Source organism: Mycobacterium sp. 1465703.0, assembly GCF_001672975.1.
Lineage (GTDB): Bacteria > Actinomycetota > Actinomycetes > Mycobacteriales > Mycobacteriaceae > Mycobacterium.
The window spans coordinates 1-24,663 of sequence record NZ_LZKU01000203.1 but is presented as its reverse complement, the minus strand read 5'-3'; the positions used below and the strand labels follow the sequence as shown (position 1 = coordinate 24,663).

The following is a 24,663-nucleotide window of genomic DNA, read 5'->3' as shown; positions in this document are numbered from 1 at the left end:
GTTTGTTTGGGCAGGCCAAATTTGCTCTGCTACACCCTAGACGAGCCCATGCCCGCCGATTCGGCAGAATGGGTTCAGACAGTCAGGAGAGTGATGGCCCGTACTCGCTGGCAAAAATCCACCCCAGTGTTCATCGGGTTGGGCGTGCTGGCGTTCGTCGTCGCCGTAGTGGTGGCTGCGACGTTCTTCACCACGACCGGACACGGCGCCAACAGCGCACATGCCCCGATACCGGCTCCGCATGCACCGCCGGTCAAGCCGGGAATGACCCCGGTGAGCGAGACCGCAGAGCTACCCAGCGGACCCGGGGTCGCCGCGATGCTGGCGCCGGTGGCGGGCGACCCCAACCTGGGCCGGTTAGGCGGCCGGATCACCGACGCCATCACCGGAAAAGAGTTGTGGCAGGTGGCCGATGACATGCCGCTGGTGCCTGCGTCGACCAACAAGGTGCTCACGGCGGCCGCGGCATTGCTGACGTTGGACCATCAGGCCCGCATCAGCACCCGCGTGGTGGCCGGCAGCCAGAACGCGCAGGGGCCGGTGGTGCTGGTGGGCGCGGGCGATCCGGTGCTGTCGGCGGCACCGCCAGGCGTGGAGAGCTGGTACCGGGGGTCGGCCCGGATCAGCGATCTCGTCGAACAGATCCGCCGCAGCGGCGTGACGCCCACAGCGGTGCAAGTGGACATCTCGGCGTTCAGCGGGCCGACGATGGCACAGGGCTGGGACGCGGCCGACGTCGACAACGGCGACATCGCGCCGATCGAGCCGGTGATGATCGACGCCGGACGCATCCAGCCCACAACGGTCAACTCGCGCCGGTCCCGGACGCCGGCACTGGACGCCGGACGGGAGTTGGCCAAGGCGCTGGGCCTGGACCCGAACGCCGTGACCACCGCCACCGCACCGTCGGGGGCGCGGCAGCTGGCGGTCGTGCAGTCGGCGCCGCTGGTGCAGCGGCTGTCCGAGATGATGGACCACTCCGACAACGTGCTGGCCGAAAGCATCGCCCGCGAGGTGGCGGGCGCGATCAACCGGCCGCGCAGCTTCGCCGGCGCCGCCGACGCGGTGACCAACCGGTTGACCACCGCCCACGTCGACACCACCGGCGTGGTGCTGCTGGATTCCAGCGGGCTCTCGGTCGACGACCGGCTGACGGCTAAGACGCTCGATGGCGTCTTGCAGGCCGCCGCGGGGCCCGACCAGCCGTCGCTGCGCGCGCTGCTGGATCTGCTGCCCATCGCCGCCGGCAGCGGAACGCTGGCCGATCGCTTCACCGACGCGTCCACGGCCCAGGGTCCCGCGGGCTGGTTGCGGGCCAAAACCGGCTCCCTGACCGACATCAATGCGCTGGCCGGGGTGCTCACCGACCGAAGTGGGCGGGTGCTCACTTTCGCCTTCATCTCCAACGGCTCCGGCCCGAACGGCCGCAATGTCATGGACGCGTTGGCGACTCGGCTGTGGTTCTGCGGGTGCTCATGACGCCGGCGCCGGACCTGACGCTGGGTACTACCGTCGACTGGCAATTCGCGGCCACGGTCGGTCGACGGCTGGCCCGGCCGGGCCCGCCGTCCAGCGACTACACCCGCGGCCAGGTGATCGACGAACTTGCCGGTGCGTCCGTCAAAGCCGAACCCTTGGTGCGTGATGTCACCGGCCTGGTCACGAACGGCACAGTGCCCGCCGCGCGCATCGTCGACCGCCCGGAGTGGATCGCCGCGGCCACCGAGTCGATGCGGGTGATGATGAACGGCAGCGACAAGCCCCGCGGGTTTTTCACCGGCCGCGTCACCGGTGCGCAGACGGGCGCCGTCCTGGCCTACGTGTCCTCGGGGATCCTCGGGCAATACGACCCCTTCGCCGACGGCAAGACCGGTTGCCTACTGCTGGTGTATCCCAACGTCATCGCCGTCGAGCGCCAGCTGCGGATCCAGCCGTCCGATTTCCGGCTGTGGGTGTGCCTGCACGAGGTCACCCATCGGGTCCAGTTCACCGCGAACCCCTGGCTGCCCGACTACATGTCCGAAGCGCTGGGCCTGTTGACCCGCGACGCCGGTGAGGACATGGGCCAGGTGATCAGCCGGCTCGCCGACTATGCCCGCAACCGAGGCAGCGCGGCTGCGGATTCGGACGCCAACTCGGCCGGAATTCTCGGCCTGGTGCGCGCGGTGCAGTCCGAACCCCAGCGGCAGGCGCTGGATCAGTTGCTGGTGCTGGGCACCCTGCTGGAGGGCCACGCCGACCACGTCATGGATGCCGTCGGGCCGATGGCGGTGCCATCGGTAGCCACCATCCGCCGCCGGTTCGACGAGCGCCGCCACCGCAAGCAGCCGCCACTGCAGCGTTTGTTGCGCGCACTGTTGGGGCTCGACGCCAAGCTCAGCCAATATACCCGCGGTAAGGCGTTCGTCGACCATGTGGTCGGTCGGGTGGGAATGGCGCAGTTCAACGCCATCTGGACGGGCCCCGAGACGCTGCCGTTGCCCATCGAGATCGAAGAACCCCAGCGATGGATCGACAGGGTGCTGTAGGCCAACTGCGTGCGGCCGTCGAGGCGTTCAGCAAGGCCCACCTCGCCGCCGTCGAACAGTGGTGCGTGGCGCTGTCCGGCGGCCCCGATTCCCTGGCGCTCACCGCGGTCGCGGCCCAGCTGCGGCCCACCACCGCGGTGATCGTCGACCATGGCCTGCAGCCCGACTCGGCCGCCGTCGCCGACACCGCCCGGGCACAGGCCGACGCATTGGGATGCGTTGCGGCGCAAGTGGTTCGGGTGCAGGTGGGCAACCGAGGCGGGCCCGAGGCGGCGGCGCGCGCCGCCCGCTACACCGCGTTGAGCGCCTACACCGCCGGCCCCGTGCTGCTGGGCCACACGCTCGACGACCAGGCCGAGACGGTGCTGCTCGGGCTGGGGCGCGGGTCCGGGGTGCGCTCGATCGCCGGGATGCGCCCCTATGACCCGCCTTGGTGCCGGCCGTTATTGGGCGTGCGGCGTGCGGTGACGCACGCGGCATGCCGGGAGCTGGGCCTGGTTCCCTGGCAGGATCCGCACAACACCGACCGCCGCTTCACCCGGACCCGGCTGCGCAACGAGGTGCTGCCGTTGCTGGAAGACGTGCTGGGAGGTGGCGTGGCCGAGGCGCTGGCCCGCACCGCGGTGGCGTTGCGGGAGGACTCCGAATTGATCGACACGCTGGCCGCCCGGGCGCTGCCGGAGGCCAGGGCGGATTCCGGCCTGCGGGTTCAGGCGTTGGCGGCGCTGGATGGCGCCGTGCGGCGCCGGGTGATCCGGGCCTGGCTGTTGGCGGGCGGGGCAACAGACCTGACCGACAAGCAGATCCGGGGGGTGGACACGCTGGTCACCGGCTGGCGCGGCCAGGGCGGCGTGGCGGTGGGGTCGCCCCTGCGGGATGAGCGATTGTTCGCGGGCCGTCGCGACGGCGTCCTGACGTTGTGGCGCGAGCCGGTCGGCAAGCCGATCCAGTAACCGCAATATCGGGGCTGCCATTGGTTATTCGCCCGCCGTCGTGGCACTCTGTGGGCGTGGCTCAGATCTCCTCGGCGATCACCCCCTCCCAGCCCGCGGAGCTGTACCCCGGGGATATCAAGTCTGTCCTGCTTACGTCGGCGCAAATTCAGGCGAGAATCGCCGAACTCGGTCAGGAAATCGGAGAGCATTACCGCGACGCGGCGACCAAGACCGGTCAGGATCTCCTGCTGATCACCGTGCTCAAGGGTGCTGTGATCTTTGTCACCGACCTGGCCCGGGCGATCCCGGTGCCCACCCAGTTCGAATTCATGGCTGTCAGCTCCTACGGGTCTTCGACGTCCTCCTCGGGCGTGGTGCGAATTCTCAAGGACTTGGATCGCGACATCCAGGGCCGCGACGTGCTGATCGTCGAGGACGTCGTCGACTCCGGCCTGACCTTGTCCTGGCTGCTGCGCAACCTCAAAACGCGTCACCCGCGCTCGCTGCGAGTGTGCACCCTGCTGCGCAAACCCGACGCGCAGGGCGCCCACGTCGACATCGCCTACGTGGGCTTTGACATTCCCAACGACTTCGTCGTCGGGTACGGCCTCGATTACGACGAGCGCTATCGCGACCTGTCCTACATCGGCACCCTGGACCCCAGGGTCTACCAGCAGTAGGCCAGCGGCTGGTTCGTCGGGCTAGCGGCGATCGCAAGCGCGGCGAGGCCGGGCGCGGCGGGTGGCCGCCGTCGGGCTAGCGGCGATCGCAAGCGCGGCGAAGCCGGGCGCGGCGGGTGGCCGCCGTCGGGCTCAGTCCAACTCCCACACCGCGGTCACCGAGAACTTCACCGTCTGCTGCCCGGGTTCCAGAGGGACCATGGACGGCATCGCCCGCGGTGCCCCGGCCGGTGGCGGAGTGTTGCCGGTGGCCTCCGAGATGGACAGCACCCGGCCCAGCCGGAGCCCGGATAGCTGGGCGTACTGCTCGGCGCGGCTCTTGGCGTCGTTGAACGCCCGAGACCGGGCATCCTTGACCAGTTGTGAATCGTCGGCGATGGAATAGCGGACGGATCTGATCCGGGTGGCGTCGCCGCCCGTGCCGACGATGAGGGCCAGCAGCCGCGACGCGGCATCCGTCGGGTGGATCTTGACGGCGATGGCGTTGGTGGCGCGGTACCCGCTGATTGCGGCCGTACCACCGGAACTGGGGTTGTTGTATTCCGGCGACAGCGTGACCTCGGTGGTGCTGATGTCCTTGCGGTCGATGCCGGCGTCGGCAAGTGCGTTGATGACCGCCTGTTGACGGTCGTTGGTCTGATTCATCGCGGTGGTGACGTCGGGCGCGGTGAATTCGATGCCGACGTCGGCGGTCAAGGTGTCCGGGACGCCTTGAACCTGGCCGGTACCCACCACCGTGACCTGACGGGGGTTGGCGCCGGACGGCGGCGGATTGTGCTTGTCGCACGCCGACACTGCGGCGATGGCCAGGCCCGCCGTGGCGACCGCGGCGAGAGCGATCGTTCGGCGGACAAGACTTTCACTGCTGGGTTTCGGCATGACTGGACCCTAGCGTCTACGGTGCTTCGAATCGAGGTTGCTTCGTCCGCTACGGGCTGCCCGCTTCACGACTGGGCGTTGCACACAATTGCCCTTGCGTGAGCGCGTGATTGGTGCGCTTCGTTGCCTTGTCCGCAGCCGGTCCGCACTACAGAAGCGGCAGTATCCTTCCGCCCGGACCCTCGTCGGGTGGTTCGGTCGGATCGGACCTGAATCCACGAAATCCGCCGTCCTTCGTCCGCTTATCCGCCAGTCGCCTCTGGACGTCGTCGGGGAGACGCCCAATGCGGTCAGGCGAATTCCACAGTTCCCAGGTTTGAATCGCCCAGTACAAGGCGAACTCGATGATCACCGCCGATTCCAGCCAAATGACCCACGGCTCCCACCTGGGATGCTTGAGATGTACTGCGACAACTGCGATTAACGTCACCACCATCACTACGGCCACGATCCGGTAGCACCACTTATAGCGGTCCTTGTTCGGTGCCTTCACCGGGTCCTCGTGCCCGACGACGAGTGCGGCGCAGAACACGGTGATGATGAAGGACAAAAGCATCAGGAAACCGGCGATGCCGTGGATATGCGCGTAGAACGTGTTTGGGAAAAAGACAAGGGTAATGAAGCCGACCGCCATAATCACCCAGAAGATCCACAGCGCCGCAGTTCCCAACGGGCTTTTCTTATGCCGAGTGTGGTTGCGCCAGTGCAGCACGGCCATCGCCGTCCAGCCCACAATCAGTGCGACGACGACCGCCCAGACGTTGGGCTGAATTGCGGGCTTGAATGCATCCGGCAGATCATGTTGCCCACACCGTTCCTCGGGCGTGAGCGGACCCTGTGGCACCATCGCGATCATCAACGCGGAAACACCCGCGAGAGTCAACAGCGCATCCTCGGTGTCGTTGCTGCCCTTGTACATGATGAATAGCGTGCCGAGCGCCAGAAGCGCGGCGATCAGGATGCTGTGCGCGGAGGTGTAATAGTAAGCACTGAGGGCGAATTGCCAGCAGGTTGCCGACAGCTGTTCGATGACGATGGCCACGAATACCATCAGCGTTACGATCACCATGCCGACGCGTAGGTCACGGTATATGGCAAGTGTGATGGGCGTTGGTTTCTGGTCGTTCATGCTGCCTACTTCGGCGTGTCCGGTATCTAATCGCGGACGATAGACGGTGATATCGCTATCCGCAGGGGATTAGCGAAACACGTGCGCATTGGTCCGCTCGGTCGATCGCGCTGCCGGCCGCAACGGCGATCGAGGCTGACAAGTCTTTCGAGATCGACTCGCCGCGACGTCCATAAGGCGGCCTGCGGCGGCGCTGGCTTCGCTCAGCTTGCAGACGTGAATAATGATATGTGACAGCCCATTTGACACTAAAGCCATGACGATGAGCAGGGCGACTATCATCACCAGCGGCAGGTCCAGGGCCAGGGCAAGCCATATCAGGGCGGGCGTTGCGACTGGCCCGACGATGAATCCCGCCAGCATCCCGGCCAATTGTACTGCGCCGAAACATGTTTGGCGCGCCGCCACGCTAACTGGGCCGAACCGGGAGTGTGGCCATCCACCGCGTCAAGGTGCTGCTTCTGTCGTGCGCGGCACCTTCTCCGCAGCGTCCACCGTTGTGTTGCTCATATCTCGATACTGCGGAGAACCATCGCGCGCATCCAGGGCGCACGTTTCCTGGTTACGCCGCACCCAGGTTCAGCCCAGCGCCCCGTCCAAATCTTCCGGCAAATCCCAATGACCACGTCCGTAGCCTCATATAAGTTCTTATATGACCCCAAACATATGTGTTTACAAACACTTTCATACAATTTCCAAATGATGCAGCATTTCAGATCAGCTAAGTGAACAGTTCCCATCCTGGTCATGAATTAGCCACTCTCGGCCTGTTCTCTCTGGACATGACTGGCCTAACGTGTCCAGGCATCTGACTGGGTACCTCTAGCGGTGCCGAGAGATATTGATATGAAAGGGTTTTGAGAAGACATGTCGTTCTTGATGGTGCAGCCCGAAATACTGGATGCTGCTTCTCGCGAAGTGCACAGGATCAATGCGTCCGTGCGGGAGGGAAGTTCGGCGGTGGCACCCCCCACGACCAGGGTGACCCCCGCCGCTGCTGACGCGGTATCGATATTGACCGCGCAGCGATTCTCCCAACACGGCCAGCTCTTCCAGGAGATCAGTGCGCAGGCGGCACTGGTTCGTGAGCAGTTGGCGACAACGCTTGGCATCAGCGCCGGTTCGTACGCTGCCACGGAGATCGCCAACACTGCCGCGGTCGGTTAAGCGAGAACACCATGCTCGACTTCGCGCAGTTGCCGCCGGAGATCAACTCCGCGCTGATGTACGCAGGGCCCGGTTCCGCGCCACTGCTAGCCGCCGCGGCGGCCTGGGAAGGCCTGGCCATCGAGTTGCGATCTGCGGCCGCCGCCTACGCGGCGGTGATGGCGGGCCTCACCGACGGACCATGGCAGGGGCCGGCCGCCTCGGCAATGCTCGCTGCGGTTGCCCCACAAGTGGCGTGGTTACTCGGCACGGGCGCAAAGGCCGAACAGGCCGCCACTCAAGCGGTGGCGGCGGCGGGTGCCTACGAGTTGGCGTTCGCCGAAACGGTGCCACCGCCGGTGATTGCGGCCAATCGGGCCTTGCTGACGGAGTTGCTGGCGACGAATTTCCTCGGCCAGAACATCCCGGCCATTGCGGCTACCGAGGCCCAATACGGCGAGATGTGGGCTCAAGACGCCGGCGCGATGTACGGATACGCCGGTGAGTCGGCCGCCGCGTCGACGTTGCCGCCATTCGAGCCCGCCGAACCGGCTACCAACCCGGCCGGCCCGGTTCGTCAGGCCGCCGCGGTGACCCAAGCGGCCGGAAGCGAGAGCGCGCAGGATGCGCTGCCCCAAACGTTGTCTGCGCTGGCCGGGTCGACAAACAATCCGACGTCGTCCGCCGATCCGACGCCTTCCCTGGGCGGAATCAGCCTGAACCCCGAAGGCGACGGTCTGGTGGTGGGGGGCCCGCTGGGTGATCTGCTCGAGGGCCTGACCGGGTCGCAGATATTGGATGCCAGCACGCCTTTCGACGCGTTCATCCGGCTGATTTCTCCGACGCGGCTTTTCACCACGTCTTTCAAAGACATCCAGGGCATCGCTCAAGGCATGATGCCGGCCGCTAAGTCGGCCACCGACGGCGTCGCCAAGGCCGCAGAAGCCGCGCTCCCGGCCGCCGCTTCGGGCGCGGGCCTGGGCTCGGTGGGCGCGGTTGGCGGAGCTGTCGGAAAGGCGGCATCTGTCGGTGGATTATCGGTGCCGGCGGCTTGGGCGAGCACGGTCCCTACGGCACCTTCGGTGGCCGTCGCCCTCAACGGCGCCACCGCTGCGGGGGCGGTTGACCGTGCCACGAATGCGATCGGTGGGGTGCCGATGATGCCCACCGGCGGGGCGGAGCGCGGCGCCGGTGCCCACTTTGTGGCGCCCCGATACGGTTTCAAGCCCACCGTCATCGCCCAACCCCCGGCGGGAGGCTGATCCGAGACCGGCAATGTTGCGACTGGGACAGAATTAGAAGGGTGGATCGTCCGGCAAGGGCTGCAGCGCCGGCTCATCGGGCCGCCAATCCGGCGGTAATTCTTCGGGCTCTCTGGGATCGTTTACCCAAGTGCAGTAGGGGCTGGTACTCGGTGTGCCCTTGAACAAGAACAGCATGTCGCGCATGTGGTTTCGGAATCTGCGCGACGCGATCTCCTGTTTTCGGGCCTGCTCCAGTCGCACCCGCGCTTCATTGATCGGCCGCTGATCACGATTGTGTTTGCGGACCAGGTTGATTCGCGCGCTTCGCTGTTTCGATCGGCTTGTTCTGTTGGGCGTCGGCGGCATGCACGCCGGACCGCGCGCCGGCGGGAACAGATCCGCACCGGCCGGTGCGGTGCGATAAATTCGTCCAGTGGGAGAGGTCCAAACGACAGTGCCATCAGTCAGTTGCTGATCGCTCCACCCACCGAACGTTTTCAGTCGGTGATGTTGACGGCAAAGACATTTGAGGTTTTCCGCTACCGTCTGGCCACCGCCCGCCGGATCCTGGTGATTGAACGGAACGGTGTGGTCTAGGTCGCAGACAACGGCAGGGCGGCTGCATCCGGGAAAGCGACACGTCAGATCGCGGCATCGGACGGCCCGCACAAGCGCTGCAGACGGTTGATAGCGCAGTGCCTCGGCCGGGCTGGTTACCGGACTGGCGACGAGTAGGGATGCGGCAGCAGCCAATTGGCGTACCTGCTCGGCGTCGATGAGGCCATAGCCCTCCAAATAGCCGGGCTCAGCGCCGTTGGCGTGGACGGTCTGTTCGCTGGCCACCACGTTGATGACGACGCGCGCCCCGGGACGATCACCGGCGGGGCCGGGGTCGGCCGCACGAACGGGGCACTCCGGTTGGCCGCAGGCACAGGCCAATTCACGGCCCTCGGTCAATGCGGCCAACGCGTCGGCCCGGCGCTGATCGAATGTCCGGGGATCGGCAGGGCACACCTGTTTGGCGAGCTGCGAGAGCCGGCGGTCAAACGCGGCCGCCGCGGCGGCCGCGACCGAGCCGTAGATCTCCGCCATCCCATCGTCTTTCGCGCGGATTGCAATGTGACGGTCGGTCTCGGCGGCAAGGCGGCGCTCACGGGCAGCATCTAGATCGAAGCAGCGCACGGCGGCGTCGACCGCGTTGACGATCCGCTGCCTCGACCAGCCTTGCCAGTTGCCGATGCGGTCGGCGAGCGAACGATCGAGCTTGGCGATTATTGCACCGTCGGTGACCAGGTCGGTGCGGGTGATGATCAACCGCACTGTGCGCCAGTCTGTTCGGCCTTCGGCTAGCAGGGCAGCGACTTTGGGTAGCCTCGTGTCGAGGGCCTCCGCGTACGACACCAGGTAGCTGGCTCCCACGGGCGAGAGGTTCATCGCGGCGGCGACCTCGGCCGCGGTCTGGTCGAAGCCGTCGATTTCGGCGTACTCGCGCTCGGGCTGTTCGGCGATGGCAATTCGATGCCGAAGCAACGCCGCCACCGCCGCCAGCCGGCGGGCTACCAGGATTGATTCCTCCCGGTGCGTGCACTCGATGACCCCCACCAGAGAACGAGGATCCGACGGCAGTTCGAACATACATTCGATTGTAAGCCCACCGACCGACAACCGTCAGGGCGTGACCAAAATCTTGCAGTGCCGCTCGGGGTCGGCAAGGTCGTCGAACGCCGCGCCGACCGCGTCCAGGCCGACCTCGCCGGTGATCAGCGGGGTGGCGTCGATGTCGCCCTCGGCTAAGGCACGCAGCGAATCGCTGAACTCCTCCGGGGTGTAGGCGAGTACGAATTGCACGTTGATCTCTTTGGCGATCGCGAAGAACGGATGCACGGTGTCGGGTTGCATGCACACGCCGGCTACAACCAGACGGGTGCCGGGCCGCGCCCGAAGCAGTACGTCGTCGATGATGCCGGGGACACCCACCGCCTCGAACACCACCGCGGGCTTGACGTTGTCGAACGGTGAGCCCTGTGCTGCATCCAGCGTCTGGTGGGCCCCCATGGCGGTGGCCAGTTCTCGCCTCCTGGGGGAAAAGTCAGATGCCACAATGGTTTCCACCCCGCGGGCGCGAAGCGATGCGATGATGGCGATCCCGATCGGGCCGCAGCCGAGTACCAGGGCCGTTTCACCGGGCGTGATGTTCGACTTGTTGACCGCGTGTAACCCCACCGCCATCGGCTCGGTCAGGGAAGCGTGTTTTTCGTCCAGGCCGTTGGGGATGGGCAGCAGCAGCGGCGCCGACAGCAGCATCCGTTCGGCATAGCCGCCGACGGTGCTGTTGCTGTACACGATCGGCTCGACGCCCTTGGCGGACAACAACACCGGCAACGACGTGACCAGGGTGCCCGGCGGATGCGTCTCGGTATCGGGACCGGCTTCGAGTATCTCCGCGCTGAATTCGTGACCCATGAAGACGTCGTGATCCAGGTCGACATGCATGGCGCCGGTACCGCCGGCCACCCGGTCGCTCATCTCCAGCACCTGTGCGCCGTGAGCGGCGAAATGTAGGTCTGAGCCGCATATTCCGCACGCCCGCACGCCCACCAGCACCTGGCCGGCTTCGGGGATCGGATCGGGCACGTCATCCCGGTAGACCATGCGGCCGTCGCGCAACACCGCGGCGCGCATCAGTGCACCGCGTCTTTCTGTTCGTCGACATGCTCGGTGATGGCCTTGACCACCGCCTCGCCCGCCCGGCCGATCAATTGGTCGCGCTTGCCTCTCGCCCAATCGTGCGATGAGCGGGACGCCTCGAGTTGTCGTTTGAAATAAGGAATCACCTTGCGCGCCATCAGGTCGTAGCTATGGTATGTCGCTTGCGGCGAGGCCCAGTCGTGGCCGAGCATCAGCAGAGTGCCGAAGCCGCCGGAGCGGTCGAGCAGGTCTTGGATGTGAGCGATAGCGTCGTCGGGCGTGCCGATGCAGCAGTTTCCCTTGGCTGCATAGTCCGCGACGAACTCATGCGGCGTCTGGGTGCCTTCCACGGTGTTGGCCAGCGGCACGAATCCGGCGGCGCCGAAATAGTTCGCGAAATCTTGTAGCCCGTAAGTGCAGTCGTCGATAGCCTGCTCACGGCTATCGGCGATGTGCATGATGCTCAAGACGCGCCAGTTGGTCCGGTCCGGCTCGTCCCGGCCTACCTTTGCGGCCTGTTCGCGCACCACGTCCCAGGTGGTTTCCAGCGCCGCGTAGCCTCCGGGCACCGACATCGACAGTGACAGCAACGAGGTGCCAAGCGCACCGGCCAGACGTGGGCCCGACGGGGAAATCATTGCGGCCGTGGATATCTCGGGATAGGGCCAGGTGTAGGGCCGAATGTGCAACTGCGCGTCACGCAGGGTGAACCAATCGGAGTGACGGTCGATGCGTTCGCTGGGTGCAGCGCGGAACAGCGCCAGGATCGCCTCGAGGGACTCCTGCATCATCCGGCGCTGCTCGATCGGGTCGATGCCCATCATGTAGGCATCTGAGGGCAGCGCGCCCGGCCCGGTGCCGAACATCACCCGGCCGCGGGTCAGGTGATCCAGCAGTACCCAGCGGTCGGCCACCATGAGCGGGTGGTGGTAGGGCAGCGATACCACACCGGTGCCCAGCCGGATGTGTTTGGTCCGCTCGGCCGCCGCCGCGATGAATACCTCCGGACATGCGATGAGTTCGTAGCCACCGGAATGGTGTTCGCCGAACCACGCTTCATCGAATCCGAGACGATCCAGCGCGACGACGCGTTCCATGTCGTATTCCAGTGCAACCGTAGGAGATTGGCCGACTGGGTGAAATGGCGTGATAAAGACACCGAAACGCAGGGGCGCACTCATTGCAGCTCCAATCCGTTGAGGAATTCCAGTAAGGCCGCATTCACCTCTTGGGGGCGCTCCTGCTGCAGCCAATGGCCGGCGCCGTCGAGCATCACCTGCCGGTAGGGGCCGGAAATCGCCTCAGCGGCGCGGTCGGCGCGGGTGAAGGACAGGACGGGGTCGGCCGTCCCGCCGATGAACAAACACGGGACCGCGATCTTGGCGCCGTCGAGTTCGGCAGTGGTCTCCCAGTTGCGGTCGAAATTGCGGTACCAGTTCAGGCCGCCGGTAAAGCCGGTGCGGGAGAACTCGGCGATGTAGTGGTCGAGCTCATCCTGGCTTATCCAGTCCGGCAGCCCGTCGGGTTCGGGCAGCCGCTCGATGAACCCTTCCGGACCGGGGCTGGCCATCCGCGCCAGCGCATCCTTGCCGCCGGCTCGCAGGCTGCCCATCATGCGTCGCATTACTCGGGCGGGATCGGCGTCCAGTTCGGCGTCGGCGACACCTGGTTCCTGGAAGTACAGGATGTAGAAGAAGTTCTCGCCGAACATCTTGCGCCACGCCTTCGTCGGCGCCACATGCGGTCTCGGCGTCACCGGCACGCTGAGTGCGGCGACGGCCGCGACCCGGTCCGGGTGCAGCAGCGGAGCGTTCCACACCACGGCGGCACCCCAGTCGTGTCCGACCCACACGGCGCGCTGTGCGCCGACGTCGTCGAGCAGACCGACCAGGTCGGCGGTCAATTGATGAATGTCGTAGGCGTCGACGTCATCCGGACGATCCGAACCGCCGTAGCCGCGCTGATCAGGCGCAAGCACGTGGTAACCGGCTTCGGCGAGGACGGGTATCTGGTGACGCCAGGAATAGGCGAGTTCGGGAAAGCCGTGCGCCAAGAGCACCACGGGTGCGCCGCGGTCGCCCGCTTCGATCACCCGTAGCCGCGCACCGTTGGTATCTACTAACCGTTCGGTTGGGGGCACCGTCTCACAAAAGCACAACGGTCGCTGGCTGAGAAGCCCTGAACCGGTCGCTTACCCGAATCGCCTTCGGTTGGGCACCGAATGGTCAGCAGGGGTGAATACTCGAATCGATGCGGTTGGATCATGTGGTGCTCTGGACGAGTCATCCGCGGGTCTCGATGGACTTCTATACGCGCGTCGTCGGGCTGGAACCGGTCCGGTTCGCCGAATTCGAAGCCGGAGACGCGCCGTTTCCGAGCGTGCGTATTTGCGCGGACTCGATCATCGACTTGATGCCCACCGAAGGCATTCCAGCGACCGAAACGATGACACGGATCGAAGGCAGTGCCGGTCACCCGGTCAACCATGTGTGTCTGGCGCTGTCGAAGGCCGAGTACGACGCACTGGACCGGCGATTGCAAGCCGAAGGCGTGGACACCGGCGCGCGCCTGAATCGCAGCTTCGGCGCGCGCGGGTGGGCGCCGCAGGGGTACTACTTCGCCGACCCGGACGGAAACGTGGTCGAAGCCCGCTATTACGAGTAGTCGGGAACTGCCCCTCGTTAACTGATGAGGATGGTGGTGACCCGCTGCGCCCCGGCTCTGCCGGAGCTGGCGATCACCACCGCACACGATGGTGGTGACCCGCTGCGCCCCGGCTCTGCCGGAGCTGGCGATCACCACTAGCGGTAGCCTGGACTTTTCCAGCTGCGTGTATATCGGGGAAGGACCTGGCCGGCAAGGCCGATGATTGATGAACCGGAAAAACGTTATTCGCACCATCATGGCAATTGCTGTCGTGGTGCTGCTCGGTTGGTCGTTCTTCTACTTCAGCGACGACACCCGCGGCTATAAGCCGGTCGACACGTCCGTGGCGATGTCGCAGATCAACGCCGACAACGTCAAAAGCGCACAAATCGACGACCGCGAACAGCAACTGCGATTGACCCTGAAAAAGGGCAACGGTGACACCGACAATTCCGACAAGGTCATCACCAAATTTCCCAGCGGCTACGCGGTGGACCTGTTCAACGCGCTGAGCGCCAAGAACGCGAAGGTCAGCACCGTCGTCAACCAGGGCAGCATCCTTGGCGAGCTGCTGGTCTACGTACTGCCACTGCTGCTGCTGGTGGGCCTGTTCGTGATGTTCTCCCGCATGCAGGGCGGCGCCCGGATGGGCTTCGGCTTCGGCAAGTCACGCGCCAAACAGCTCAACAAGGACATGCCCAAGACCACCTTCGCCGACGTCGCGGGCGTCGACGAGGCGGTCGAGGAGCTCTACGAAATCAAGGACTTCCTGCAGAACCCGGGCCGCTACCAGGCACTGGGCGCCAAGATCCCCCGGGGTGTGCTGCTCTACGGCCCGCCCGGAACGGGCAAGACCCTGCTGGCCCGCGCGGTGGCCGGCGAAGCCGGGGTGCCGTTCTTCACGATTTCGGGCTCCGACTTCGTCGAGATGTTCGTCGGCGTCGGTGCGTCGCGGGTACGCGACCTGTTCGACCAGGCCAAGCAGAACAACCCGTGCATCATCTTCGTCGACGAGATCGACGCGGTGGGCCGGCAGCGCGGTGCGGGCTTGGGCGGCGGTCACGACGAGCGCGAGCAGACGCTGAACCAGCTCCTGGTCGAGATGGACGGCTTCGACCCGCGGGCCGGCGTCATCCTCATCGCAGCCACCAACCGGCCCGACATCCTGGACCCGGCGCTGCTGCGCCCCGGCCGCTTCGACCGGCAGATCCCCGTCTCGAACCCGGACCTGGCCGGGCGCCGCGCCGTCCTGGAAGTGCACTCGAAGGGCAAGCCGATCGGTCCGGATGCCGACCTGGCCGGACTGGCCAAGCGCACCGTGGGCATGACCGGTGCCGATCTGGCCAACGTCATCAACGAGGCGGCCCTGCTGACCGCCCGCGAAAACGGCACCGTCATCACCAGCGCCGCGCTGGAGGAAGCGGTGGACCGGGTGATCGGTGGGCCGCGGCGTAAGGGCCGGATCATCAGCGAGCAGGAAAAGAAGATCACCGCCTACCACGAAGGTGGGCACACCCTGGCGGCCTGGGCGATGCCCGACATCGAGCCGATCTACAAGGTGACCATCCTGGCGCGTGGCCGCACCGGCGGGCACGCGGTGGCGGTGCCCGAGGAAGACAAGGGCCTGCGGACCCGCTCGGAGATGATCGCGCAGTTGGTGTTTGCCATGGGTGGGCGCGCCGCCGAGGAGCTGGTCTTCCGGGAGCCGACGACCGGCGCGGTATCCGACATCGAGCAGGCGACCAAGATCGCGCGCGCGATGGTCACCGAATTCGGCATGAGCTCCAAACTCGGTGCGGTCAAATACGGTTCGGAGCACGGCGACCCCTTCCTGGGCCGCACCATGGGAACGCAGGCGGACTACTCGCACGAGGTGGCCCGCGATATCGATGACGAGATCCGCAAGCTGATCGAGGCCGCCCACACTGAGGCGTGGGAGATCCTCACCGAATACCGGGACATTCTGGACACTTTGGCGGGCCAGTTGCTGGAAAAGGAAACCCTGCACCGGGCCGAGCTGGAGAGCATCTTCTCCGGCGTCGAAAAGCGGCCCCGGCTCACGATGTTCGACGATTTCGGTGGCCGCATCCCGTCGGACAAGCCGCCCATCAAGACACCCGGCGAGCTTGCCATCGAGCGTGGCGAACCCTGGCCCCCGCCCACCCCCGAACCGGCCTTCAAGGCGGCTATCGCGCGGGCCAGTGAAGCCGCTGCCGCCGCGCGGCTGGAGGCCGACCGAAACGCCAATGGCGGCAACGGTTCTCATGGCGCCCAAGGAAGCGGTAATCGTCAGGGAGACCCGCAAGGGCCCACCCAGCCCGATTACGGCGCTCCTGCCGGCTGGCGGGCCCCGGGATGGCCGCCGCAGCAACAACAGCCGAATTACTGGCATCCACCCGCACAGCCGCCGCAGCAGCCCTATTGGCAGCAACCGGCGCGCGGTTACCCGGGCCCGCAGGGATATCCCGGGCAGCAGGGCAATCCGGGTCAGCAAAGTTATCCGGGACAACAGAGCGCAGCCGGTCACCCGGGTCAGGCGCGCCCCTCGCACCCCTCGTACCCGCCGTATCCGCCGTATCCGCCGCCCGGTCAACCCGCCCCGGAGGGTGGTTCGCCCGACCGGAAGGATGACGACGTAAGCCGGTCCAACCCGCCGGCTCACGGCTGAGCAAACGGAGGTTTCGATGGCGCTGCCGGATATTGCGATGCTCCGGACGCGGGTGTTCGATCGGGAGCGTGCCGAGGCCGCGGTCCGTGAGCTGTTGCACGCGATCGGCGAAGACCCCGACCGAGACGGCTTGCGGGAAACGCCGGCTCGCGTCGCCCGCGCCTATCAGGAGATGTTCGCGGGGCTCTACACCGATCCCGACAGCGTGCTGAACACCATGTTCGATGAGGACCACGACGAGCTGGTACTGGTCAAGGAAATCCCGCTGTACTCCACGTGTGAGCACCACCTGGTGGCCTTTCACGGGGTGGCCCACGTCGGCTACATCCCGGGCGAGGACGGCAGGGTCACCGGCCTGTCGAAGATCGCGCGACTGGTCGATCTGTACTCCAAGCGCCCTCAGGTGCAGGAGCGGCTCACCAGCCAAATCGCCGATGCCCTGGTGAAAAAGCTCAATCCGCGCGGCGTCATCGTGGTGGTCGAAGCCGAGCACTTGTGCATGGCGATGCGCGGGGTCCGTAAGCCGGGCGCGGTCACCACCACCTCGGCGGTGCGCGGCCTGTTCAAAACCAACGCCGCTTCTCGAGCCGAAGCGCTCGACCTGATCCTGCGTAAGTGAGTCTGGCGCCTGTGCAGGTAATGGGAGTTCTGAACGTCACTGACGATTCGTTCTCCGACGGCGGCCGCTATCTCGACCCCGACAAAGCCGTGGCGCAGGGTCTGGCCCTGCTTGCCGACGGTGCTGACATCATTGACGTCGGGGGAGAGTCGACCCGGCCCGGTGCAACGCGAATCGATGCTCAGGTCGAAACATCCCGGGTCGTCCCCGTCATCAAACAGCTTGCGGCAGAAGGCATTACCGTCAGCATCGACACCATGCACGCCGCCGTCGCGCAAGCCGCGTTGTGTTCCGGCGCGCAGATCGTCAACGACGTGTCCGGCGGCCGGGCCGATCCCGCCATGGCGCCGTTGCTGGCGGACGCGAAAGTGCCTTGGGTGCTGATGCATTGGCGCTCGGTTTCGGCCGAGCGTCCGCACGCCGCCCCGCAGTACCGCGACGTGGTTGCCGAAGTGCGCGCCGAGCTGCTGGCCAGCGTCGACGCCGCGGTGTCCGCCGGTGTCGATCCCGGCCGGCTGATGATCGATCCCGGCCTGGGATTCGCCAAGACGGGACAACACAATTGGGCGCTGCTGCATGCCTTGCCCCAGTTGGTCGCCACCGGCGTCCCGGTGCTACTGGGTGCATCGCGCAAACGCTTCCTCGGTACGTTGTTAGCCGGGGCGGACGGTTCGCCGCGACCACCCGATGGGCGTGAGACGGCCACCGCGGTGATCTCCGCGCTGGCCGCCCTGCACGGGGCCTGGGGGGTGCGTGTGCACGACGTGCGAGCCACCGTCGACGCCCTCAAGGTTGTGGCGGCCTGGACCGGCGGGTCGCACACTGAACTGGCTGGAGACAATGGCTGATCGAATCGAGTTGCGCGGGTTGAAGGTTCGCGGACAACACGGAGTTTTCGACCACGAGCGCGCCAACGGTCAGGATTTCGTCATCGACGTCACCGTGTGGATCGACCTCGCCGGCGCCGCCGCCAGCGACGAGCTGGCCGACACCTACGACTATGGCGCGCTGGCCCAGCTGGCCGCCGACGTGGTGGCCGGTCCAGCACGCAACCTGATCGAAACCGTCGGGGCCCAGATCGCCGACCAGGTGATGGACGACGAACGCGTGCACGCCGTCGAGGTGGTGGTGCACAAACCGCAAGCCCCGATCCCGCGGCAGTTCGCCGACGTCGCGGTGGTGGTGCGGCGGTCCCGCCGCGGCGGTCGCGGTTCGGTGATCCCGGCGGGTGGGTCGCTGTGACGCGTGTGGTGCTGTCCATCGGCTCCAACCTGGGTGACCGGCTGGCGCGGCTGCAGTCGGTCGTCGACGGGCTGGGGGAGGCGGTGCTTGCCGTCTCGCCGGTGTACGAGACCGACGCCTGGGGCCGGGTGGACCAGGCGCCCTTTCTCAACGCCGTGCTGATCGCCGACGACCCGACCTGCGACGGGCAGGGCTGGCTGCGGCGTGCACAGGAATTCGAGCGGGCGGCGGGCCGCGTTCGCGGTGAGCGCTGGGGCCCGCGCACCCTCGACGTCGACCTGATCGCCTGCTATGGCCCGACCGAGGTCATTTCCCGGGAGAACAACCTGACGCTGCCGCATCCGCTGGCCCATCTGCGGGCGTTCGTGCTCATCCCATGGCTGGATGTCGACCCGGATGCGCAGCTGACGCTCGTCGACGGCCCGCAGCCGGTCGCCGGCCTGCTCGCCCAGCTGGAAGCGGCCGACCGCGACAGCGTCCGCTTGACCAGCCTGACCCTTCGGCCGGATGGGAAGTCGCCGGCCGGGCGGGGGCCGACGGCCTGATGGGACCGACCCGCAAGCGTGACCTGACTGCCGCGGTGGTCGGCGCCGCCGTAGTGGGGTACCTGCTGGTCACCGGTCTGTACCGATGGTTTCCGCCGATCACCGTGTGGACCGGCCTGTCGCTGCTGGCGGTGGCCGTCGCCGAGGCGCTGTGGGCGCGCTACGTCCGGGTCAAGATCAGCGAGGGCGAAATCGGGTCCGGTCCGGGTTGGTTGCATCCGCTTGCGGTGGCACGCAGCCTGGTGGTGGCCAAGGCTTCGGCCTGGGTAGGCGCGTTGATGCTGGGGTGGTGGGTCGGCGTGCTGGTGTACTTCCTGCCCCGCAAGTCCTGGTTGCGCGCCGCCGCCCAGGACACCTCCGGAACGGTCGTGGCGGCCGTCAGCGCGCTGGCGCTACTGGTTGCCGCGCTGTGGCTGCAGCATTGCTGCAAATCACCGCCTGATTCGACGGAACACGGTGAGGGCGCGGAAAACTAGGCGTGCATCGTGGTAGCCGGAGGACATAGGGGGGCTATCTGTTGTGAGCTGGCGAGTAAGCCGGGCGAGAATCGCCGGAGCCGGGCGACACGCGGAATGACCTCGCACAGGTAGTCTCAGGCCATGACCGTTCTGTCCCGCGGCGCCCGGGTCCGGCGCGGCGGCCGCAGGCCGGGGTGGGTGCTCTTGACCGCGTTGCTGGTCCTCGCGATTGGGGCCAGTTCCGCATTGGTTTTCACCAATCGGGTGGAACTTCTCAAGCTCGCTGTAATCCTGGCGCTGTGGGCCGCAGTCGCCGGTGCCTTCGTTTCGGTGCTCTATCGCCGCCAAAGCGACGCCGATCAGGCCCGTGTCCGCGACCTCAAGCTGGTCTACGACCTTCAGCTGGACCGCGAGATTTCGGCCCGGCGTGAATACGAACTGACCGTGGAGTCCCAGCTTCGTCGCGAGCTGGCGTCTGAGTTGCGCGCCCAGGCCGCCGACGATCTGGCCGAGTTGCGTTCGGAACTGTCCGCTTTGCGGACCAGCCTGGAAATCCTGTTCGACACCGACCTCGCGCAGCGCCCGGCCCTTCGCGGGACGCCGGAAACCGAGCCGCAACCGGAGCGCGCGTACAGCGAATGGGAACGCAACGGCGAGAACCCCCGCGACACTCCGGTCGATTGGGTCTCCAGCGACCGGGTCACGTCGGTCCCGCAGGAAAACGCCGGGCGCGCCGACGAAACGGCCATCATCGACGTGCCCGAAGAACCGCTGTTGCCGCCGCGGCAGCAACCGCCGCCACGCCGGGAGCGGGTTCGTTACCAGAACGAACCGGCCCACGATCCGGCATATGCCGAAGAGGCCGCCCAGCTGGGATCGCAGTTCGAGTCCCAGCCACCGCCCCCGCCGCAGCCGGCGCCCGAACCGCGGCCCCAGCCAGAGCCGGAGCCGGAGCCGCAACCGCAGGCGCAGTGGCCGGGCCAGGGTTGGCAGCCGGCCGCGGCGGAAGGGCAGTGGCTGCCGGCCGGCGCCCCGGGCAGCAACTGGGCCGCCGCCGATGCGCCCGCGGGATCGGCCGGTGGACGTCGGCGTGCTCGGCATTCCGGCGCCGACGAGGCCTGGGACGGCATGCCGGTCGAGCCGGTGCCGCCCCAGCCGTACGGCGAATCGGGTCGCCGGGCACGGTCGCGCCACTCGGCGGAGTACCGCGACTACGGCGCGCGCAATTTTTCGGCGCCCAACGAGCCACCGCCCCCGGCCGCCGCGACGCCGCCGCCCCCACCGCCGTCTCCTCCGATGCACCCGGGCCAGCCCGCCAGCGCGCCCCCGCCACCACGCCTGGCACCGCCGCCGACGCCGGAGCAAGCCCCCCGGCACGGCGGTGACCCGCAGCAGGAGGACGGCGACGGCGCGGGAGAAGGCGCCTCGACGGGTGGTCAGTCGGTCGCCGATCTGCTGGCCCGCCTGCAGGTGCAGCCCTCCGAAGGAGGCCGTCGGCGTCGCCGTGAGGGCTGAGCTGGGAGCTTCCTCACATTGGGTAATGCCTGGTAATCGACTACAGTCTTAGTGACCGAACGGTACCCACCAGGTGGGACCGGAACGAACGAAGAAATCTGTGAGGTCGTCTGCGATGGTGCAGTTCGACGGTCTGCGCCCGGCTCGGCTCAAGGTGGGGGTCATCTCGGCCGGCCGGGTGGGCACCGCACTCGGTGTCGCGCTGGAGCGCGCGGACCACGTCGTGGTGGCGTGTAGCGCCATCTCCCATGCGTCGCGGCAGCGTGCACAACGCCGGCTGCCGGATACCCCGGTGGCAACGCCGCCGGATGTGGCCGCCGCTGCCGAGCTGTTGTTGCTGGCGGTTCCCGACAGCGAACTCGCCGGCCTGGTCTCCGGGCTGGCCGCGACGTCAGCGGTGCGGCCGGGCACCATCGTGGTCCACACGTCGGGCGCCAATGGGATTGGCATCCTCGCGCCGCTGACGCAGGACGGCTGCATCCCGCTGGCGATACACCCGGCGATGACCTTCACCGGTTCCGATGAAGACATCAGCCGGCTGCCGGATACCTGCTTCGGTGTCACGGCGGCCGATGACGTCGGATACGCGATCGCGCAATCGCTGGTCTTGGAGATGGGCGGGGAACCGTTCTGCGTCGCCGAGGACGCCCGCGTCCTGTACCACGCCGCGTTGGCCCATGCCGGCAACCACATCGTGACGGTGCTATCCGACGCCCTCGACGCTTTGCGCGCCGCGCTGCGTGGCAGCGAGTTGCTCGGCCAACAGTCCGTCGACGATCAGCCCGGCGGCATCGCCGAACGCATCATCGGGCCGCTGGCCAGGGCCGCGTTGGAGAACACTTTGCAACGCGGGCAGGCCGCACTCACCGGCCCGGTCGCACGTGGCGATGCGGCCGCGGTAGCCGGACATCTGGCCGCGCTGAATCAGGTCGGACCGGAGTTCGCGCAGGCGTACCGGATGAACGCCCTGCGGACCGCCGAGCGCGCGCACGCCCCCAAGGACGTCCTGGAGGTGCTGGCGCCATGACACCCGGCAAGCCACCTGCCTTCAAGGCGGCCGAACTCAACGTCTACTCCAATCCGCGTGACATCACCGACGTCAGCCGCGCCCTGCGCCACACCGGCCGGCGGGTGATGTTGGTGCCCACCATGGGCGCACTGCACGACGGTCACCTGTCGTTGGTGCGGGCGGCCAAGCGGGTGCCCGGATCGGTGGTCGTAGTGTCGATCTTCGTCAACCCGTTGCAATTCGGTGCCGGGGAAGACCTCGACGCCTATCCCCGCACCCTGGACGACGACGTCGCACTGCTGCGCTCCGAAGGCGTCGAAATCGTCTTCGCACCAACGGCCGCCGCGATGTATCCCGACGGTTTGCGCACCACCGTGCAACCCGGCCCGCTGGCCGCTGAGCTGGAGGGCGGCGCCCGGCCGACCCACTTCGCCGGCGTGCTCACCGTGGTGTGCAAGCTGCTGCAGATCGTGCGCCCGGACCGGATCTTCCTCGGCGAGAAGGATTATCAGCAGCTGGTGATGATCCGCCAGATGGTCGCCGACCTCAACATCGACGTACAGGTAATCGGGGTTCCGACGGTGCGGGAAGCCGACGGTTTGGCGATGTCGTCGCGCAACCGGTATCTGGATCCCGCACAACGCGAACTGGCCGTGACGCTTTCGGCCGCGCTGACGGCCGGCGCGCACGCCGCGCACCACGGCGGCGCCGCCGCCCTGGATGCTGCGCGCGCGGTGCTCGACGCCGTCCCCGCTCTCACCGTCGACTACCTCGAGTTGCGCGACGCCGGCCTCGGCCCGGCGCCCACCCATGGCTCGGCGCGGCTGCTAGTTGCGGCCCGGCTGGGCACCACCAGGCTGCTGGACAACATCGAAATGCAGATCGAAACACCCGCCGGCACCGCTGGGCCGGACGCACCCCCTCAATACGCCCAATCACCTTGGAGGAATTGATGCTACGGACGATGCTCAAGTCAAAGATCCACCGGGCCACCGTCACGCAGGCCGACCTGCACTACGTCGGCTCGGTCACCATCGATGCCGATCTGATGGACGCCGCGGACCTGCTCGAGGGCGAGCAAGTGACCATCGTCGACATCGACAACGGCGCCCGCCTCGTCACCTATGCGATCACCGGCGAACGCGGCAGCGGTGTGATCGGAATCAACGGGGCAGCAGCACATTTGGTCCACCCCGGCGACCTGGTGATCCTGATCGCCTACGGGACCATGGAAGAGGCGGAGGCGCGGGTGTACCAGCCGCGGATCGTCTTCGTGGACGCCGACAACAAGCCGATCGACCTCGGCCATGATCCGGCATTCGTGCCCGCTGACGCGGCCGAGCTACTGGATCCCCGGATCGTTGCGCGGTAGCCGTGCTGCTGGCGATCGACGTCCGTAACACCCACACCGTCGTCGGGTTGATTTCGGGATCTAAAGAGCACGCGAATGTCGTGCAGCAGTGGCGGATTCGCACCGAAGCGGAAATCACCGCCGACGAATTGGCATTGACCATCGACGGTCTGATCGGTGACGATTCCGAGCGGCTCACCGGCGCTGCCGCGCTGTCGACCGTCCCCTCGGTGCTGCACGAGGTGCGGCTGATGCTCGACCAGTACTGGCCATCGGTGCCCCATGTGCTGATCGAGCCCGGGGTGCGTACCGGCATCCCGTTGCTCGTCGACAACCCCAAGGAAGTCGGCGCCGACCGAATCGTCAACTGCCTGGCGGCGTTTCACCGGTTCAACGGTCCCGCCATCGTCATCGACTTCGGGTCGTCGATCTGTGTGGACGTCGTCTCGGCCAAAGGCGAATTCCTCGGCGGTGCGATTGCGCCAGGATTGCAGGTTTCCTCCGATGCCGCAGCGGCCCGCTCGGCCGCGTTGCGCCGGGTGGAGCTGACCCGTCCCCGTTCGGTGGTCGGCAAGAACACCGTCGAGTGCATGCAGGCCGGTGCGGTGTTCGGGTTCGCCGGGCTGGTCGACGGATTGGTCGGACGCATCCGCGAGGATGTGGACGGATTCGCCGGCGACGACGTCGCGATCGTCGCGACCGGACACACCGCGCCGCTGTTGCTGCCCGAGTTGCAGACCGTCAGCCACTACGACCAGCACCTGACCCTGCACGGCCTGCGGCTGGTTTTCGAACGCAACCGCGAGAACCAGCGGGGGCGGCTGAAGACGGCGCGCTGACACCCGGCGCGTCGCAGCGCGCATCCAAAGCCGTCGGCGCGCCGTTCCAGCGCGGTCCTTTAAGCTGGCACGTCGTGAGTGCCGACGACTTAGATATTCCCGAGCAGTACCGAATTCGCCGGGATAAGCGCGCTCGGCTGCTCGCCGAGGGACGTGACCCCTACCCGGTCGCCGTCGACCGCACCCACACGCTGGCCCAGGTCCGTGCCGCCCACCCCGACCTGCCGGTCGACACCGCGACCGATGACGTCGTCGGCGTCGCCGGCCGGATCATCTTTGCCCGCAACTCCGGCAAACTTTGCTTCGCCACGCTCCAAGAGGGCGACGGCACCAGCCTGCAGGTGATGATCAGCCTCGACAAGGTCGGCCAGCACGGACAATTCGCCACGCCGTGAGCTGATCACGTTGCCGTGCACGTAGACGATGTCACCCAGGTCGACATCGGTCTTCCACGCGTCGAGGGATTGCTGGCCGACCTTGTCGAGGCTGATCATCACCTGCAGGCTGGTGCCGTCGCCCTCTTGGAGCGTGGCGAAGCAAAG

Annotated in this window: 25 protein-coding genes and 2 pseudogenes; 19 read left to right on the top strand and 8 right to left on the bottom strand. The window is 66.9% G+C overall.

The genetic code is table 11. From position 1 onward, the window contains the following. Positions 1-93 precede the first annotated feature (93 nt). The 4 genes from dacB to hpt are packed head-to-tail and all read left to right on the top strand — an operon-like array spanning position 94 to position 4,143. Positions 94-1,479: a D-alanyl-D-alanine carboxypeptidase/D-alanyl-D-alanine-endopeptidase gene (gene dacB, locus A5625_RS18670; protein WP_156748357.1), complete on the top strand. Its 1,386-nt coding sequence runs from the start codon at positions 94-96 to the stop codon at positions 1,477-1,479. Further along, positions 1,476-2,528, top strand: a complete 1,053-nt coding sequence (locus A5625_RS18665) for a zinc-dependent metalloprotease (protein WP_066997272.1) — start codon at positions 1,476-1,478, stop codon at positions 2,526-2,528. The genes dacB and A5625_RS18665 overlap by 4 nt, the downstream gene beginning before the upstream one ends. Beyond that, positions 2,507-3,481: a tRNA lysidine(34) synthetase TilS gene (gene tilS, locus A5625_RS18660; protein WP_066997148.1), complete on the top strand. Its 975-nt coding sequence runs from the start codon at positions 2,507-2,509 to the stop codon at positions 3,479-3,481. The genes A5625_RS18665 and tilS overlap by 22 nt, the downstream gene beginning before the upstream one ends. A gap of 50 nt (positions 3,482-3,531) precedes the next feature. Then, a complete protein-coding gene (gene hpt / locus A5625_RS18655; protein WP_066997145.1) occupies positions 3,532-4,143 on the top strand; it encodes a hypoxanthine phosphoribosyltransferase in 612 nt (203 codons plus the stop codon). Positions 4,144-4,275: 132 nt separating this feature from the next. Here hpt and A5625_RS18650 read toward each other — a convergent pair whose 3' ends face one another. The 3 genes from A5625_RS18650 to A5625_RS18640 form a co-directional block, all read right to left on the bottom strand. Beyond that, positions 4,276-5,022, bottom strand: a complete 747-nt coding sequence (locus A5625_RS18650) for an SIMPL domain-containing protein (RefSeq protein ID WP_066997142.1) — start codon at positions 5,020-5,022, stop codon at positions 4,276-4,278. A gap of 148 nt (positions 5,023-5,170) precedes the next feature. After that, on the bottom strand, positions 5,171-6,151 hold the full coding sequence (locus A5625_RS18645) for a hypothetical protein (protein ID WP_156748353.1): 981 nt from the start codon (positions 6,149-6,151) through the stop codon (positions 5,171-5,173). Between the two features lie 69 nt (positions 6,152-6,220). Next, the gene (locus A5625_RS18640) at positions 6,221-6,514 is read right to left on the bottom strand and encodes a hypothetical protein (protein WP_066997137.1); all 294 of its coding nucleotides are present in this window, start codon (positions 6,512-6,514) and stop codon (positions 6,221-6,223) included. Positions 6,515-7,018: 504 nt separating this feature from the next. Between A5625_RS18640 and A5625_RS18635 the strand changes: the two genes are divergently transcribed. Together A5625_RS18635 and A5625_RS18630 are read left to right on the top strand one after the other, a co-directional pair. Then, entirely contained in the window at positions 7,019-7,318 is a 300-nt protein-coding gene (locus A5625_RS18635; RefSeq protein WP_066997134.1) for a PE family protein, read from the top strand. Between the two features lie 11 nt (positions 7,319-7,329). Next, on the top strand, positions 7,330-8,559 hold the full coding sequence (locus tag A5625_RS18630) for a PPE family protein (RefSeq protein ID WP_066997131.1): 1,230 nt from the start codon (positions 7,330-7,332) through the stop codon (positions 8,557-8,559). Positions 8,560-8,592: 33 nt separating this feature from the next. Here A5625_RS18630 and A5625_RS18625 read toward each other — a convergent pair whose 3' ends face one another. The 4 genes from A5625_RS18625 to A5625_RS18610 are packed head-to-tail and all read right to left on the bottom strand — an operon-like array spanning position 8,593 to position 13,369. Next, positions 8,593-10,176, bottom strand: coding sequence for an HNH endonuclease signature motif containing protein (locus A5625_RS18625; protein WP_066997128.1), 1,584 nt, complete (start codon positions 10,174-10,176; stop codon positions 8,593-8,595). Positions 10,177-10,209: 33 nt separating this feature from the next. Further along, on the bottom strand, positions 10,210-11,223 hold the full coding sequence (locus A5625_RS18620; protein ID WP_066997125.1) for a zinc-binding dehydrogenase: 1,014 nt from the start codon (positions 11,221-11,223) through the stop codon (positions 10,210-10,212). Continuing rightward, positions 11,223-12,410, bottom strand: coding sequence for an LLM class flavin-dependent oxidoreductase (locus tag A5625_RS18615; protein ID WP_066997121.1), 1,188 nt, complete (start codon positions 12,408-12,410; stop codon positions 11,223-11,225). Before A5625_RS18615 ends, A5625_RS18620 begins: the two co-directional genes overlap by 1 nt. Beyond that, positions 12,407-13,369 (bottom strand): alpha/beta fold hydrolase, encoded by a 963-nt coding sequence (locus A5625_RS18610; protein ID WP_156748351.1) that lies wholly within the window; start codon positions 13,367-13,369, stop codon positions 12,407-12,409. The genes A5625_RS18615 and A5625_RS18610 overlap by 4 nt, the downstream gene beginning before the upstream one ends. Before the next feature lie 110 nt (positions 13,370-13,479). Here A5625_RS18610 and A5625_RS18605 point away from each other — a divergent pair, with 110 nt between their 5' ends. The 13 genes and pseudogenes from A5625_RS18605 to A5625_RS28510 form a co-directional block, all read left to right on the top strand. After that, the gene (locus A5625_RS18605) at positions 13,480-13,893 is read left to right on the top strand and encodes a VOC family protein (RefSeq protein WP_066997115.1); all 414 of its coding nucleotides are present in this window, start codon (positions 13,480-13,482) and stop codon (positions 13,891-13,893) included. Between the two features lie 208 nt (positions 13,894-14,101). Further along, complete coding sequence (ftsH, locus tag A5625_RS18600) at positions 14,102-16,543, top strand: ATP-dependent zinc metalloprotease FtsH (protein ID WP_066997113.1); 2,442 nt, start codon at positions 14,102-14,104, stop codon at positions 16,541-16,543. A gap of 16 nt (positions 16,544-16,559) precedes the next feature. Beyond that, positions 16,560-17,162, top strand: a complete 603-nt coding sequence (gene folE, locus A5625_RS18595; protein ID WP_066997110.1) for a GTP cyclohydrolase I FolE — start codon at positions 16,560-16,562, stop codon at positions 17,160-17,162. After that, positions 17,159-18,010, top strand: a complete 852-nt coding sequence (gene folP / locus A5625_RS18590; RefSeq protein ID WP_156748349.1) for a dihydropteroate synthase — start codon at positions 17,159-17,161, stop codon at positions 18,008-18,010. The genes folE and folP overlap by 4 nt, the downstream gene beginning before the upstream one ends. Next, a complete protein-coding gene (gene folB / locus A5625_RS18585) occupies positions 18,003-18,404 on the top strand; it encodes a dihydroneopterin aldolase (RefSeq protein ID WP_066997104.1) in 402 nt (133 codons plus the stop codon). The genes folP and folB overlap by 8 nt, the downstream gene beginning before the upstream one ends. Beyond that, positions 18,401-18,949 carry a 2-amino-4-hydroxy-6-hydroxymethyldihydropteridine diphosphokinase gene (gene folK, locus A5625_RS18580; RefSeq protein ID WP_066997101.1) on the top strand — a complete coding sequence of 183 codons (549 nt, stop codon included), beginning with the start codon at positions 18,401-18,403 and terminating at the stop codon, positions 18,947-18,949. The genes folB and folK overlap by 4 nt, the downstream gene beginning before the upstream one ends. Continuing rightward, positions 18,949-19,425 carry a DUF3180 domain-containing protein gene (locus A5625_RS18575; protein WP_066997099.1) on the top strand — a complete coding sequence of 159 codons (477 nt, stop codon included), beginning with the start codon at positions 18,949-18,951 and terminating at the stop codon, positions 19,423-19,425. Before folK ends, A5625_RS18575 begins: the two co-directional genes overlap by 1 nt. A 123-nt stretch (positions 19,426-19,548) precedes the next feature. Then, on the top strand, positions 19,549-20,922 hold the full coding sequence (locus A5625_RS18570; protein WP_066997097.1) for a DUF6779 domain-containing protein: 1,374 nt from the start codon (positions 19,549-19,551) through the stop codon (positions 20,920-20,922). Positions 20,923-21,037: 115 nt separating this feature from the next. Next, positions 21,038-21,949 (top strand): Rossmann-like and DUF2520 domain-containing protein, encoded by a 912-nt coding sequence (locus A5625_RS18565; RefSeq protein WP_066997094.1) that lies wholly within the window; start codon positions 21,038-21,040, stop codon positions 21,947-21,949. Further along, on the top strand, positions 21,946-22,884 hold the full coding sequence (gene panC, locus A5625_RS18560; protein ID WP_066997092.1) for a pantoate--beta-alanine ligase: 939 nt from the start codon (positions 21,946-21,948) through the stop codon (positions 22,882-22,884). Before A5625_RS18565 ends, panC begins: the two co-directional genes overlap by 4 nt. Beyond that, positions 22,884-23,303: an aspartate 1-decarboxylase gene (gene panD / locus A5625_RS18555; RefSeq protein ID WP_066868400.1), complete on the top strand. Its 420-nt coding sequence runs from the start codon at positions 22,884-22,886 to the stop codon at positions 23,301-23,303. Before panC ends, panD begins: the two co-directional genes overlap by 1 nt. Positions 23,304-23,305: 2 nt before the next feature. Then, entirely contained in the window at positions 23,306-24,121 is an 816-nt protein-coding gene (locus A5625_RS18550; RefSeq protein ID WP_066997089.1) for a type III pantothenate kinase, read from the top strand. A gap of 74 nt (positions 24,122-24,195) precedes the next feature. Beyond that, positions 24,196-24,492, top strand: a pseudogene (locus A5625_RS28510) (lysine--tRNA ligase); the annotation flags it as partial. On the opposite strand, the pseudogene A5625_RS28505 reads toward A5625_RS28510, so the two are convergent. After that, positions 24,484-24,663, bottom strand: a pseudogene (locus A5625_RS28505) (OB-fold nucleic acid binding domain-containing protein); the annotation flags it as partial. The pseudogenes A5625_RS28510 and A5625_RS28505 sit on opposite strands and share 9 nt — an antisense overlap.